Origin of the sequence: Polynucleobacter sp. IMCC 30228, assembly GCF_021395205.1 — a bacterium.
Classification (GTDB): domain Bacteria; phylum Pseudomonadota; class Gammaproteobacteria; order Burkholderiales; family Burkholderiaceae; genus Polynucleobacter.
Window position 1 is genome coordinate 651020 of sequence record NZ_JAJVCS010000001.1, and the last position, 13784, is coordinate 664803.

General features: G+C 45.8%; 8 protein-coding genes. 2 read left to right on the forward strand and 6 right to left on the reverse strand.

The genetic code is table 11. The annotated features are described in order from the left end of the window. Positions 1-33: 33 nt before the first annotated feature. Entirely contained in the window at positions 34-600 is a 567-nt protein-coding gene (locus tag LZT21_RS03425) for a cob(I)yrinic acid a,c-diamide adenosyltransferase (protein ID WP_233925126.1), read from the forward strand. A 46-nt stretch (positions 601-646) separates the two neighbouring features. Here the strand turns inward: LZT21_RS03425 and LZT21_RS03430 are convergent, their stop codons facing one another. The 4 genes from LZT21_RS03430 to LZT21_RS03445 are packed head-to-tail and all read right to left on the reverse strand — an operon-like array spanning position 647 to position 8247. Next, positions 647-1765 carry a 3-deoxy-7-phosphoheptulonate synthase gene (locus LZT21_RS03430; protein WP_233925125.1) on the reverse strand — a complete coding sequence of 373 codons (1119 nt, stop codon included), beginning with the start codon at positions 1763-1765 and terminating at the stop codon, positions 647-649. Positions 1766-1783: 18 nt separating this feature from the next. Next, the gene (gene tldD, locus LZT21_RS03435; protein ID WP_233937483.1) at positions 1784-3253 is read right to left on the reverse strand and encodes a metalloprotease TldD; all 1470 of its coding nucleotides are present in this window, start codon (positions 3251-3253) and stop codon (positions 1784-1786) included. A 21-nt stretch (positions 3254-3274) separates the two neighbouring features. Then, complete coding sequence (locus tag LZT21_RS03440; RefSeq protein WP_233925123.1) at positions 3275-4108, reverse strand: carbon-nitrogen hydrolase family protein; 834 nt, start codon at positions 4106-4108, stop codon at positions 3275-3277. Between the two features lie 20 nt (positions 4109-4128). After that, entirely contained in the window at positions 4129-8247 is a 4119-nt protein-coding gene (locus LZT21_RS03445) for a YhdP family protein (protein WP_233989226.1), read from the reverse strand. A gap of 70 nt (positions 8248-8317) precedes the next feature. Here LZT21_RS03445 and glnE point away from each other — a divergent pair, with 70 nt between their 5' ends. Further along, on the forward strand, positions 8318-11179 hold the full coding sequence (gene glnE, locus LZT21_RS03450; protein WP_233989227.1) for a bifunctional [glutamate--ammonia ligase]-adenylyl-L-tyrosine phosphorylase/[glutamate--ammonia-ligase] adenylyltransferase: 2862 nt from the start codon (positions 8318-8320) through the stop codon (positions 11177-11179). Here the strand turns inward: glnE and recN are convergent. Both recN and LZT21_RS03460 read right to left on the reverse strand, forming a co-directional pair. Further along, positions 11145-12821 carry a DNA repair protein RecN gene (gene recN / locus LZT21_RS03455; protein WP_233989228.1) on the reverse strand — a complete coding sequence of 559 codons (1677 nt, stop codon included), beginning with the start codon at positions 12819-12821 and terminating at the stop codon, positions 11145-11147. The two genes, glnE and recN, sit on opposite strands and share 35 nt — an antisense overlap. A 23-nt stretch (positions 12822-12844) precedes the next feature. Then, positions 12845-13750: an NAD kinase gene (locus tag LZT21_RS03460; RefSeq protein ID WP_233925119.1), complete on the reverse strand. Its 906-nt coding sequence runs from the start codon at positions 13748-13750 to the stop codon at positions 12845-12847. Positions 13751-13784: the final 34 nt, after the last annotated feature.

Here is a 13784-nt window from a genome sequence, read left to right on the forward strand (position 1 = left end):
CGGACTATTTTAGCCATTTACTTATAATCAGGTATGGGTAATCGACTTTCAAAAATAGCTACTCGCACAGGCGACGCAGGGACCACCGGATTAGGCGATGGTAGTAGGGTCGATAAAGACCACAATCGAATTTGTGCAATGGGTGATGTCGATGAGTTGAACTCAGAAATTGGGGTCCTGATGACTGAGACATTGCCCCCCGCGATTGCCACTGAAATGCTCGCTTTATTTTTACGGATCCAGCATGATTTATTCGATTTGGGAGGTGAATTATGTATACCCAATTACACCTTATTAAAGGCTGAGCAGGTTGAGCAACTCGACATTTGGTTAAAACAGTACAACGCTAGCTTACCGCCACTAACCGAATTTATTTTGCCTGGAGGAACGCGCGCAGCTGCACAAGCCCACGTTTGTCGAACAGTTTGTCGGCGAGCAGAGCGTTCAATTGTGAAGCTAGGATGGGATGAGCCGATTCACGATGCACCACGTCAATATGTTAATCGACTCTCCGATTTATTATTTGTCTTGGCACGCGTACTAAATCGCGCTGCTGGCGGCACAGATATTTTGTGGAAAAATCAAAACACGCCAAGCTAATCTTGGCCGCAATTGCGACCAGCACTAATTTACGCACTACCCGTTTTTAGCGCCGCCGTTTTTTAACTGCTTGGGCTAAACGTTCAAGTACTTGCACCGAGCTATCCCAATCAATACAGGCATCAGTAATGCTTTTACCGTATTCGAGTTGGCTCGGATCATCTTTGCCAGGAGTAAATTTCTGTGCGCCACCCAATAAATGGCTTTCAATCATTACCCCAAAAATTTTGCGCGAACCGGCTTCAATTTGCTGGGCAATATTTTCTGCCACCACAACTTGCCGCTCGTGTTGCTTACTTGAATTAGCATGCGATAAGTCAATCATTAGGCTCGTCGGTAACTTTGCATCAGCAAGTTCAGCACAAGCCGCAGCAACATATTGAGCTTCATAGTTAGGCTCTTTACCTCCGCGTAAAATCACATGACAGTCTTTGTTGCCGTTGGTTTGCACAACCGCGACTTGACCATTTTTATGCACTGAGAGAAAGTGGTGCGGACGTCGAGCTGCTTGAATGGCATCAGTCGCAATTTTGATATTGCCATCTGTACCATTTTTAAAGCCAATAGGAGCAGATAAGCCTGAAGCCAATTCGCGGTGCACTTGGCTTTCGGTAGTGCGCGCGCCAATTGCACCCCAAGAAATCAAATCAGCAATGTACTGGGGTGAAATCACATCTAAAAACTCACTCCCAGCAGGCATACCCAAGCGGTTTATTTCCATCAATACTTGGCGCGCAATGCGCAGGCCCTCTTCAATGCGAAAGCTTTCATCCAGATAAGGGTCGTTAATTAAGCCCTTCCAACCAACGGTCGTGCGAGGTTTTTCAAAATAGACCCGCATCACAATTTCTAGTTCGCCAGCAAAACGCGCCCGCTCTTTAAGTAAGCGATGGCAGTATTCAAGCGCAGCCCTTGGATCATGAATTGAGCAGGGGCCAATAACGACCAGCAGCCGATCATCTTTACCATGAATGCAATTCCGAATATTGAGGCGTGTCTCGCTAATGAGTTTTTCGATGGGTGTGCCATCAATGGGAAAAAAACGAATTAAATGTTCTGGAGGGGGCAGAACAGTAATATCGGCAATGCGTTGATCATCGGTTGCCGAGGTTTTATCAACGCTGGTATACCAATTTTCTTGGGGGGTTAAGTTTCTTGAGCTCATGGGGTTATTTTAAGCTCATCAGGCCGTTCCGCCAACCGTCATGCCATCAATCCGTAAAGTAGGCTGGCCAACGCCAACTGGCACGCTTTGACCCTCCTTACCGCAAACACCTACACCGCTATCGAGTTTTAAATCATTGCCGATCATGCTAACTTGTTTCAGTGACTCTGGGCCATTGCCAATAATGGTGGCGCCTTTCACGGGATATTGAATTTTGCCGTTTTCAACCCAATACGCTTCTGAGGCTGAGAAGACAAATTTACCGCTGGTGATGTCAACTTGACCGCCCCCGAAATTGACAGCGTACAAACCCCGCTTAATGCTACCAATAATTTCTTGTGGATCTGCAGTGCCGGCCAGCATATAGGTATTAGTCATGCGTGGCATCGGTAGCGAAGCAAAGCTTTCGCGACGACCATTGCCCGTAGTAGGCATTTTCATTAAGCGTGCATTTAAGCTATCTTGAATATAGCCGCGCAAAATACCGTTTTCAATTAAGGTAGTGCATTGAGTTGGCGTACCTTCATCATCCATGGTCAGTGAACCTCTGCGGCCAGCAAGCGTGCCATCATCAACCACTGTGACACCTTTTGCGGCAACGCGTTCGCCGATGCGCCCAGCAAAAGCAGACGACCCTTTCCGATTGAAGTCACCCTCAAGTCCATGTCCTACCGCTTCATGCAAGAGCACGCCAGGCCAACCAGGCCCCATTACAACAGTCATAGTGCCAGCAGCAACGGGACGAGATTCTAAATTAATTAAGGCGCTATCTACCGCATCATTGACCCATTGAGTAATTAAAGTGGTATTAAAGTAGTCATAGCCATGGCGCGCGCCGCCGCCAGCAGAGCCCGACTCACGGCGCCCATTTTGTTCGGCTATAACATGAATTGAAACGCGTACCAAAGGCCGCACATCGGCAGCTAATAAGCCATTCGCACGGGCGACTAAGATCACATCAAATTCGCCAGCTAAGCTAGCCATGACTTGAATAATGCGCGGATCTCGGGCTTTAGCTTGGCGTTCAATACTTTCTAGCAAGGCAATTTTTTCTTGGGGCTGTAATGAATCTAGGGGGTTGAGATTGGCATACAGTGCAGGTAAGGCGGCATGTCCGTAAGTTTTCGCTAGCGCAAGGGTGCCTCCTTGCGGGCCGATGACGCGCGTCGCTTTAGCTGATTTCGTTAAAGCGGCTAAATTAATTTCATCTGAATAGGCAAAGGCGGTTTTATCGCCATGAATTGCCCGTACCCCTACGCCTTGATCAATACTAAAGCTACCCGACTTAACGATACCCTCCTCAAGACTCCAGCTTTCGTTATGGGTTCGTTGAAAATATAAATCAGCGTCATCTAATTGATGACTAAACAGCACCCCAAACGTCTGTTGTAAATCGGCTTCGGTTAACCCGCTAGGTTCTAACAAAATCGATTTAGCAATATGAAGTAGTTCTGTAGCAACTACGGGTTGTGAGACTGGCTTATTCAAAATAGAGGCAACTTTCTAAAATTACAGCTTGCGATGTAAAAGGGCGGGAAGCTTAGAGCGTACTGCGTTTAATTTATCTTTGCTGAGGGTACCCAAAATAAATCCCTCGCCAGCAACTAGACATTGTTCAATTTCGCCCCATGGATCAACCAGCATCGAGTTTCCCCAAGTGCGGCGGCGATTTAGATGGGTGCCACCTTGGGCAGAGGCCAGCACATAGCATTGGTTTTCAATCGCCCGCGCGCGTAACAAAATTTCCCAATGGTCTTTGCCAGTGGTGTAAGTGAAGGCGGCGGGCACGAGATGACAATCGACTTCACCAAGCGCGCGATACAACTCTGGAAAGCGTAAGTCATAACAAATACTTAAGCCCATTTTCCATAACACACCATCGAGGTTAATTTGTAGAAGTGCCGGTGAAACACCCGCAACAAGGGTATTGGCTTCATCATAATGCTCGTCAGCAGTTTGAAAACTAAATAAATGGATTTTGTCGTAACGTGCAATCATTTTTCCTGCTGGGTCGAAAACTAAAGTCGTATTATTTACTTTAGCTGCTTGATTGGTCTCTAAGGGTATCGTTCCTGCCACCAAATAAATCTGCTGTTCTTTTGCTAATTGGGCAAGTTGATCTTGCATAAAGCCGACCCCTAGTTTTTCACGCACCCTAATTTTGTCTATATCTTTTAAGCCCATCAAGCAAAAATATTCTGGCAATAAAACTAATTGCGCACCAGCTTGAGCGGCCTGCTGGATGAGGCGGCTAGCTGTTTGTAAGTTTTCCTTGACGTCGGGAGTAGAGACCATTTGCACTGCGGCAAGACGAAACTGCTGAGGATCGATTGGGGCGTTCATGATGAGTTCTATCTGGGTTTTTATTGTGCAGAAGTGCTAACGCGCGGTAATGGTGCTGCTGCTGGCTCTTGCTGTTCGCGCAGTAGATTGCGTTTTCGAATCGAGTCCATTACGCTTGGGTCAAGGGGTTGACCTTGTTGATTTAGCGGAATGATCTCTGGAGTTTTCCAAGAGCCTTGAATCAAATAGTCGGATTGCATGGCTTTGTTAATTTGATTGGTTAACAGATATTGTCCTACTAAGGCGCCTAAACCAGCGATAGGATTAATTGCAAATAGTGCTAAAGCGCCAGACGTGGCATCAAGAGTGGGGAAAATGGTCACGCGTAAATCTTGGGTTTGATTGGGGATGCTGATTAAACCTGACATCAATAAACGCGCTTGATTTAATTCCATATTAAATTGATTTGTACGCGCAACTCCATTACGAATGTTAAACGTACTCGTAATTTGGTTAAAGGCAGTGCCTTTGCTAGTCATGTTGCGAGCCATACTGACTTCATTAAAGCTGGCAAATTTTAATAAGCTTTGTAAACTCAATACATTTAGTAATTGCACTGCGCCAGTATCTACTTCCAATAAACGTCCATTGCTCAAATCAAGATCAAGTTGGCCAGCAATGGAGCTCCATTCAGGTTGGAAGGGTGAGCCTTGCCAGTCGAGTTTAGCTGTCAGCTTCCCCATACCACCTTCAATTTGATCGGGGTTACCCCAACGCGAAATAATCACGCCTAAATTGCTTATGTCTGCCTCAACATCAAGCGAGGTGTGCTCATTACCCTCTTGGGGAACATCAAACCACTGGCCAGTAATGTTGACTTTAGCATCGGCATTACTGACCTTCAAAGAGTCGATTTGAAAGCGATCACCTTGGTTGCTGGCTTTTAGTGTTGTGACACCAAGCTGACCTTTTGCCCAAGTAAAATCATTAATAGTGAGGTCAATATCGGGCATTAAACGGATTTTTTTCTGGTTTGAAACAGTTGCTAGCGTTGTATCGGCAGCCTTCATTTCAGCATTCAAGGGAGGGGTAAGCAAATTCGCTGGGGGTATATGCAGATAGGTTAGTTTGCCGCTCACCCGATTAGGTTTTGCTGCTGCCGAATTCAGTTGTAGATCAACTTGACCAGCAAGCGCGGGCGAATTAATTCTGGTTATCAAGCTATTATTTTTGCCGCTAGCATTAATGTAAAGATCAGGCCAAGTGCGATTCAAGAAAATAAAATTCTTAATTTGAGCATTAATTTGACCAATGGAGAGATCCGTTAGACCAATTGCCTTTGAATTATTTGTTTCTTTAAGGGCGGTACTATTGAAAAATATTTGCCAGCTATCAGCATTGAGTTCGGCCAATTGCAAGCTTAGCGTTGTGTCGCTGGTGGGTTTTGGCGCTACTACACCCACGCCAAAACTTTGGCGTGATGCTTCACCCTCGGTGAGGTTGCCTTGCGCTGAAATCAAATCCCCAATGCGGCCAGACCAATCAACGGTATGGGGCTTTGTTTTCGAGCCGGGCGAACTGTGTACGTTAATTTCTGCTTGCATAGCAGTGCCAATTGCTTTTTTAAATGGTGCTGGCACATCAAAACCGAGATTCTGTAAATCAAAAATGAGATTAAAGTCGGCTGCCAATGCGCTGGCGGCAATCGTGCCTTTGTAATTCAATTTCCCGCTTAACGCTGTGAGAAAGGGATTGGCGGCACGGTTAGGGGAAGCAAAATACGATTTGATCGCTCCACTATTAGCATTACCATTCAGCGCAAATAGTTTTTTATTGGCTTTATCAAAGGTACTGGTGATTTGCAGGGTTCCTCCCAGTAATTCTGCATACACATCTTCAAACTCCGCCTTTTCGTCGCGTAAACGTAGGGTGCCACGAATATTTTCAAGCGGTGGAAAATCACCCCATTGAGAGCGATTTTTACTGAGGACTAGCTCACCATTAATGATGGGCTCTTGACTTGCAGCAAACGGAATTTGTAAATCGAGGTTTAGTAATGCTGGTCCAGATACTTTAAGATTTTTACTTAACTGCTCATGCTGCATTAAAACGGGGGTTGGTTGAAGATATTCAAACATTTGCGCAAGGTCGCCTTGTGCCTTACCGTTAATTTGTAAGATCGGTTGCGCTGCACTCATATTGGCAATGCTGGCGGTAAATTGTTGCAAATTCACCTCCTTGTATTTTGCTTGATCAATAGCAATATCAAGCTTAGTTTGCTGAATTGCAACTAAACCATTGACCGCACTAAAGCTTGGCCAGCTACCTTGATTAGTCGGTAACAGCGGATCGGGGATAAGGCTGGCGTTGACAACTGGTAGCTTTACTGAAAACTCACCCGCTTGAGGTTTGGCAAACGGGATTTCAGTTGGATTACCTTTAATATGAATCACCCCATTTTTGACTTCACCGCTACCAAATGCTTTGGCAAGAAAGGCCGTAGTCTCAAGATTCATTGCCAGCGGTAAATAACGATGAATTTGCGGCATTGCGGCGCGCGCAAAATTCATATCTAAAGTCAGGATATCTTTCGCTTGAGAGCCTTTCAAAATATAGTTGGCAGCAAAAGTAGTCGCCAAATCTTTATTTTCTAACTGCATTTTCTTGCCGCTAATTTCCCAGTCATCTTTAGTTTTTTTCCACTCTATTAAGCCACTTGCTTGATCAAACTGTAGTTGGGGATCGCTTAAAAATTCCTTAATTTGTAGGGCTAAGTGTTGTGAATCGAGCGTGAGGGAGCCGGCTTTTTCTGTGCTTAGTAAAGTACCACTTAAATGCGCAATGGATGGTAAGGCTTTAAAGGGTGTAGTAAAACTGCAGTCGACTAACTTAACACTGAGGTCTAAGTTAAGCTGCGCCTCACCAAGCCAGGCTGATGGTAAGGGTAAAGACGATTTACTTTCAGCCCAACTGAGGTCAATATTTTGCAACTCACCGCTGGCATGCGCATTGGCAATCAACTGGTTTATTTTTTTGGGCAACGGTAAATTTTTGGCAAACCGGGTGAGATCTTCTAAGCGAATAGAGGGGGCGGAGAAACCAAATTCTTTCAATTCAGAGCCCTTTTCAGGTGCACGCCATTTAAAAGTCATGGGCCCAATTTTTTGGAGAGTAGCATTGGCAGCGCTATGTAAATCTCGCCAAGCTAGATTTTTGGTATTGACCAAAATCATTTGGCCAAGACTGCTTTGAATTAGACTTACTTCAAGCCGACCAAAGCCTAACCCATCTTTTTCTTTTGACCTTTGTATTTGAATTTGTTCGCCGCTCAGCTGGATGGTACTGCGTTCTGGCATGCCGTTATCGAGCACCAATTTGCCACTCGAATTCAGTAAACCAGCAAGCGAATACAACGGTAATTTAAAGTCTTGCGAGAGTTGGGTTAAATTTAAACCGCTTAATTCCCAGGAAAATTGACCATTCCAATTGCGCCAGTTACCCGCTTCGCGCGCAAGTCGATGCGAAAAGTCAGCTTGAAGCTGAAGTGGCTTTTGATGCCAAGGACTTTGAATGCTTAATTGACCTTGATGACTGCGAATCCCATTCGTCAGTTCTAAGTGATCGAGTTGAACGGGAATCGGACTTGAATTGCGGGCAAGATCTTGCCAGCTAATTTGCACATGATTAACAATCAATTGATCTTGTTCAAGCAACCAATTGCTACCTGAATAATCGTTAGGACTGGTTTTTAAATCAATCCCAGCAATTGTCAAGTTGCCATTAAGCTCGCGGCGCATCTGGATCTGCGCATCATCAAACTCAAGACGATGAAAGTAAGGTTTTAGATGATATAAAGAGAGCCAACTTAACTCGCCGTCGATACGTTTAATTTCGAGCAGGGGTGAAGTTAGTTGTGCTTTTTTATTGGGGGCATTCACAAAACGCAAGCCCTGAATTTGAAATGACGGTCTTATGCCAGTCCAAGCTACTGCGAGCTGATCGATTTCGACCTGAACACCTAAGCGCGCACCAATGAGGCGTTCAATCGTTGGCTTAGATGTCTCTAATTGTGGCCAGAGCCAAAAGCGAATCGTTAAATGTCCTAGAATGAGGAGGACACAGAGGGTTGCCATGAGAATCAATAAACGCCGCCACCAGCGTTTGAGTTTGACGTTTTGGGGTACAAATTTACTGAACATGTACCCTATTATCCGTCAGCCTTGCGTGCTTTTGCTGATCCCCTAAAAGGGCACAGATTAAGATGGAGTCATGAGCTTATTTCAGTCCCAGGTTAGTTGGTTGCGGCGCCATTCGATTTTTTCTGATCGCTGGCTTATTGCTCACCCAGATTGGCTAGACTGGCTTGCGCATTGGGGTTCGCTGCCTTTAGATCAGGCTGGGGTAAGGACGCTCTTGTTAGGGGCAATTGAGGTCGCAAGTAATACGCATGACACGGAAGCCAATTTCATGGCGCAAATTCGCTTAGCCAGGCAACGATTTATGATTTGGCTTGCATTTCGAGACCTCAATCAGCTCGCTAGCTTAGCCGAGGTTACTGCCGCCCTGAGCTACTTTGCAGAGCAAGCTATTGGTTTAGCTGGATTACGCGCACGGCTTGATTTGCAGGATCGTTTTGGCTTGCCGTGGAGCCCCACCTTACATTGTGAATTGCCGCTCATCGTTGTTGGGATGGGAAAATTGGGCGGTGGTGAACTCAACGTCTCCTCCGATATTGACTTAATTTTTTTATACGAACAAGATGGCCATACTCAGGGTGGTACGAGGGTCTTGTCCAATCATGAGTGGTTTGAGCGAGCTGGCAAGCGAGTGATTAAATTACTCGCTGAGCAAAATGCCAATGGATTTGTTTTTAGAGTCGACATGCGTTTACGGCCCAATGGTGACTCAGGGCCGTTGGTCTGTAGTCTCGATATGCTTGAAGAATATTTATCTGTTCAAGGAAGAGAATGGGAGCGCTATGCGTGGATAAAAGGACGCTTAGTCTACCCAGCGCCTGCGGCGATCGACTCGGTACGCTGCAATAAGGCATTAACGCAAATTGTGCGCCCATTTATATATCGGCGTCACTTAGATTATGGCGTTATTGCTGCCATTCGTGATTTGCACGTCCAAATACAGCGCGAAGCTGAGCGCCGAAGCTTAAGTCGACTTGGCAAACCCAGTCGCGCGCAAGATATTAAATTAGGGCGAGGTGGAATTCGCGAAATCGAATTTGTGGCGCAAATGTTTCAATTAATGCGCGGCGGCACCGATCCACGGTTTCAAATTCGTCCCACTTTAGACGTTCTGGGCTTAATCGCTCAGCAAAACCTATTGCCGCAAATAGAAATTGATGAACTGGTCTGCGCTTATCAATTTTTAAGGCGTTTAGAACATCGCTTACAAATTTGGGAAGATCAACAAACGCATCTTTTACCTGAAGATGAGATTGCACGGCTTCGCTTTGCAGAAAGTATGGCAGGCGCAGATAGACCTATCGATGAACCAAGTTTGGGAACTGCATTTCTAGCGCAACTTGACCAACAACAAAATAACGTGGCGCGGATTTTTGAAAAAGCTTTCGCGCTGGATAAAAATACTCGTCTTGATATCGATTCAGCTTCCCCTGCTTGGCAGCCTGATGCACAATCTTTTCCGCAGGCCTTAGAGCGCTGGCAATTGTGGTTAGCTAGCGGTAAACAAAAAGCCTTACCGGCAGCCAGCCGCCTCATTCTCGTCAATGTCTTAAAAAAAGTCGTTGATTTATTAGCTGCCGAGTTGCTCCCTTCAAGTGAGGCCGATCAAGTACTCATTCGTTTTTGTGACTTATTAGAGGCCATTGCGAGACGCGGCGCTTATTTATCGATTTTGGCCGAGTATCCACAAGCCTTAATTAATATTTTGGCCTTGTTAAAAGCCTCTCAATGGGGTGCGACATACCTAACCCGCCATCCACACTTACTAGATAATTTACTCGATTCAAGTGCTGAAGAAAAATTAGTACATGAACCCGCAGTGTATTGGCAGGAGGTTAAGTCGCATCTCGATCTGCGGCTAGACGATGCTTTGCAAGATGCCGCAACGGATGAACAGGCAATGAATGTATTGCGGGTATGCCATCAAACGGAAACCTTTTTAATTTTACTGGCAGATTTAGGGATTGGCACCCAAGCGCCATTGGGCGTAGAAAAAATAAGTGATCGCTTATCAGCACTTGCCGACATGATGTTGCAAGTGAGTTATGAGCGGGTGTGGATTGGTGTTGCGAAAAAATTTATCTTACCAAATCAACCCCTGCCCCCATTTGCTGTTATTGCGTATGGCAAATTAGGCGGCAAAGAGCTTGGTTATGCTTCTGACTTAGATTTAGTATTTATTTATGCGGCCGAGGAGGATGATTTAAGGGCCCAAGAAATTTATACGCTGTTGGCCAAGCGCATGATTAATTGGTTAACTGCATTTACTTCAGCGGGCACTTTATTTGAGATTGATACCCGCTTAAGGCCTAATGGATCAGCCGGATTTTTAGTCACTAGCTTGGCAGCGTTTAAGCAATATCAATTGCGTGAAGGTAAAAATGTCGCTTGGGTCTGGGAGCATCAGGCCCTAACGCGAGCCCGTTTTGCGGCAGGACAAATTCAACTTGCCACTGAATTTGAGCAGATTCGTGCTGCTGTGTTAGGGCACCTGCGTGACCCAGAGATATTGCGTCAAGAAATATTATCCATGCGCATGAAGGTACATGAGGGCCACCCCAATGCTACAAATCAATTTGACTTAAAGCACGATAAAGGGGGCATGGTAGATATCGAGTTCATCGTGCAATATTTAGTTTTAGCTTTTGCCTACTTTCACCCGCAATTAATTGCGAATTTAGGAAATATTGCCTTACTTAGTAGCGCTGCCGATTGTCAATTGATAGATCGTTCTGCCGCGACTGCAGTTGGCAATGCCTATCGCTTGTTTAGGGCTAAACAACATCGCTTGCGTTTAGATGGGGTTGATAAATCGCGACTTGATTTACAGCAGCACCCAGAGTTTGCAGCAGCACGCCTGCAAGTTATAGCCCTATGGAAGTCCATCTTAGAGCCTAATGCTACTCTAGAAGTTCGCGCGCATGACGCCGAGTAGTTTCGGTAAGTGTGGTGCCACCCAGCATGCGGGCTATTTCTTCAACCCGTTCAGCGCGGTTTAATAAGCTGACATGAGAGAGGGTCTTTTCTTCCTCCCCGGCTTTACTAATGGCTTTACTGACTTTTAAGTGTTGATTAGCTTGTGCGGCGACTTGTGGCAAGTGGGTTACACATAAAATTTGATGCGATTCCCCGAGTTGACGCAACAAACGACCCACGGTTTCTGCTACTGCCCCACCAATACCAGCATCGACTTCATCAAAAATTAAAGTTGGCGTAAAAGCGGCTTGGCTAGTAATTACACTAATGGCGAGGCTAATTCGCGCTAATTCTCCACCTGAAGCCACTTTTGCTAGGGGTCGGGGTGTCGCCCCTGGATGCGCCGCAACTAAAAATTCAATTTGCTCTAAGCCGCCCGCACTGCCTTCGGCTAGGGGCAGCAAGCTAATTTGTAATTGTCCACCAGCCATTGATAAACCTTGCATCGCTGCGGTAACCTGATTACTTAATTGTTTTGCCATGCTGCTACGTTGTTGCGATAGTTGTTGGGCTAATTGCATAAAATTCGCCTCTGCAGAGGCTACTTGTTTTTTTAATAGATCAATATTTTGTGCAGCAGTTAAGGTTGCCAAACTATCTTCAATATCGAGTAATAGTTGCGGCAACTGCTCGGCAGGCACTTTAAATTTGCGCGCAGCACTATGCAAGGCTTGCATGCGAGCCTCTGTTTCTCCAAGTCGTTCTGGATCAAGTTCAATTTTTTGCAGATAGCGTGTTAAGCCATGAATCGCTTCATCTACCTGAATTTGTGCACCCTCAAGCGTGACGCTAACTTCTACTAGATTACTATCGTGGGTACTCAGGGTTTGAATCTCACTACTAGACTTCGAGAGTACGGTGGCCACTGAATTTTCAACTTCACTCAAGTTATCAATTACCGCTTGACAGCCACTAATAATTTTTGCCGCATTCGCTAACCGTGCATGATCGCTTTGAACCGTCAACCACTCGCCTTCTTGGGGCGAGAGCACTTGAAGTTCCTCTAGTTGCCATTCCAAGCGCTCACGCTCACGTTGTCTATCTTGCCCTGCATTTTCAGCTTGCGTAAGCCTGCGGCGACTCTCGTTCCAGAGGCGAAATTGTTCGGCAACGTTTTTAGCTAAGGTCGTTAGGCCAGCGTGGTGATCGAGTAAATCACGTTGCGCGCCACCTTTTAGAAGTAGTTGATGGGCGTGTTGACCATGAATATCGACGAGTAAATCGCCAGCTTCACGTAATTGGTTTAAGGTTGCCACACTGCCATTAATAAAGGCGCGACTACGTCCATTCGTTTCAATACTACGTTTTAAAAGCAGGCTCTCACCCCCATCTTCGATGGGAAAACCTTGCTCATCAAGCCAATTTTGGAGGCTTTGTTGCAGTGGTGCTGCAAGTCTAAAAAAGGCACTAATCTCTGCCCGCTTACAGCCCTCGCGTATTTGACTGCTATCGGCGCGCTCCCCTAAAACTAAACTTAAGGCATCGAGCAAAATCGATTTACCAGCCCCAGTCTCGCCAGTTAAAACCGTAAAACCAGTGGCAAAATCCAATTCAAGTTGGTCGACGATGACAAAGTCATGCAGCGTGAGTGTTTGCAACATCTGTTATTCGCTTACTACTAAAATCAAAAGGTCGAAGGATATTCATTCCAATGCAGTTTTTCCCGCAAGGTTTGATAATCGCTATGGCCGAGTGGATGGAGTAGGGTGATGGATTTATTGGATAGGCGTACTTCGATACGATCACCAATTTGTAAATTGGTGAGTGATTGCATATCAAAGTTCACAATCACATCGCCACCGCCTGCTACTTCAATGCTGACTATGGCATCTTGTGGCAAAACTATGGGCCGATTAGAAAGCGCATGTGGGGCAATGGGCACTAAGACAATGCCAGGCACTTTAGGATGCAGAATTGGTCCGCCTGCTGATAAGGCATAGGCGGTTGAGCCAGTAGGTGTCGAAATTATTAAGCCATCAGAGCGTTGGTTGTACATAAATGAGTCATTGACAGCCACCGCGAGCTCTAACATACCCGAGGTGCCAGAGCGATTAACTACCACATCATTTAAAGCTAGCGCTCGATTGATTGTTTGAGAGCCACGCTTGACGACGGCATCTAATAAAGTCCGGGTATCGGCCTCATATTCGCCGCGAATAATTTGCGGTAGTACCGTAGCAATATCTTGAATGGGAATATCGGTCATATAACCTAAACGACCCATATTAATTCCGACTAAAGGAACTTGGCTTCCAGCAAGTTGTCTACCAATGCCGAGCATGGTTCCGTCGCCACCCAATACCACTGTCAAATCAATTGTGCTTGTAAAGTTCTTGAGGACTTGGGTGGGGTATTGCTGCAACTCAATATGTTGGGCAGTATCTGCTTCAACAAAAACCGTACAACCCAGCTTGGCAAGTAAGATAGCTAGCTCTTGCAGTCGCTCTCCAATGCCCTCGGCTTGGTATTTACCAACCAAGGCAATGCGGCGAAAGCGAATTTCAGCTGATTTTGAAGATGGGCTTAACATATAACGATTAAACCATAGGCATAAAATCACTTCC

Excerpts from the sequence above, each read along its gene's own strand:
- LZT21_RS03425 (WP_233925126.1), top strand. The coding sequence starts at position 34 with ATGGGTAATCGACTTTCAAAAATAGCTACTCGCACAGGCGACGCAGGG.
- LZT21_RS03440 (WP_233925123.1), bottom strand. The coding sequence starts at position 4,108 with ATGAACGCCCCAATCGATCCTCAGCAGTTTCGTCTTGCCGCAGTGCAA.
- LZT21_RS03460 (WP_233925119.1), bottom strand. The coding sequence starts at position 13,750 with ATGTTAAGCCCATCTTCAAAATCAGCTGAAATTCGCTTTCGCCGCATT.
- recN (WP_233989228.1), bottom strand. The coding sequence starts at position 12,821 with ATGTTGCAAACACTCACGCTGCATGACTTTGTCATCGTCGACCAACTT.
- glnE (WP_233989227.1), top strand. The coding sequence starts at position 8,318 with ATGAGCTTATTTCAGTCCCAGGTTAGTTGGTTGCGGCGCCATTCGATT.
- LZT21_RS03445 (WP_233989226.1), bottom strand. The coding sequence starts at position 8,247 with ATGTTCAGTAAATTTGTACCCCAAAACGTCAAACTCAAACGCTGGTGG.
- LZT21_RS03430 (WP_233925125.1), bottom strand. The coding sequence starts at position 1,765 with ATGAGCTCAAGAAACTTAACCCCCCAAGAAAATTGGTATACCAGCGTT.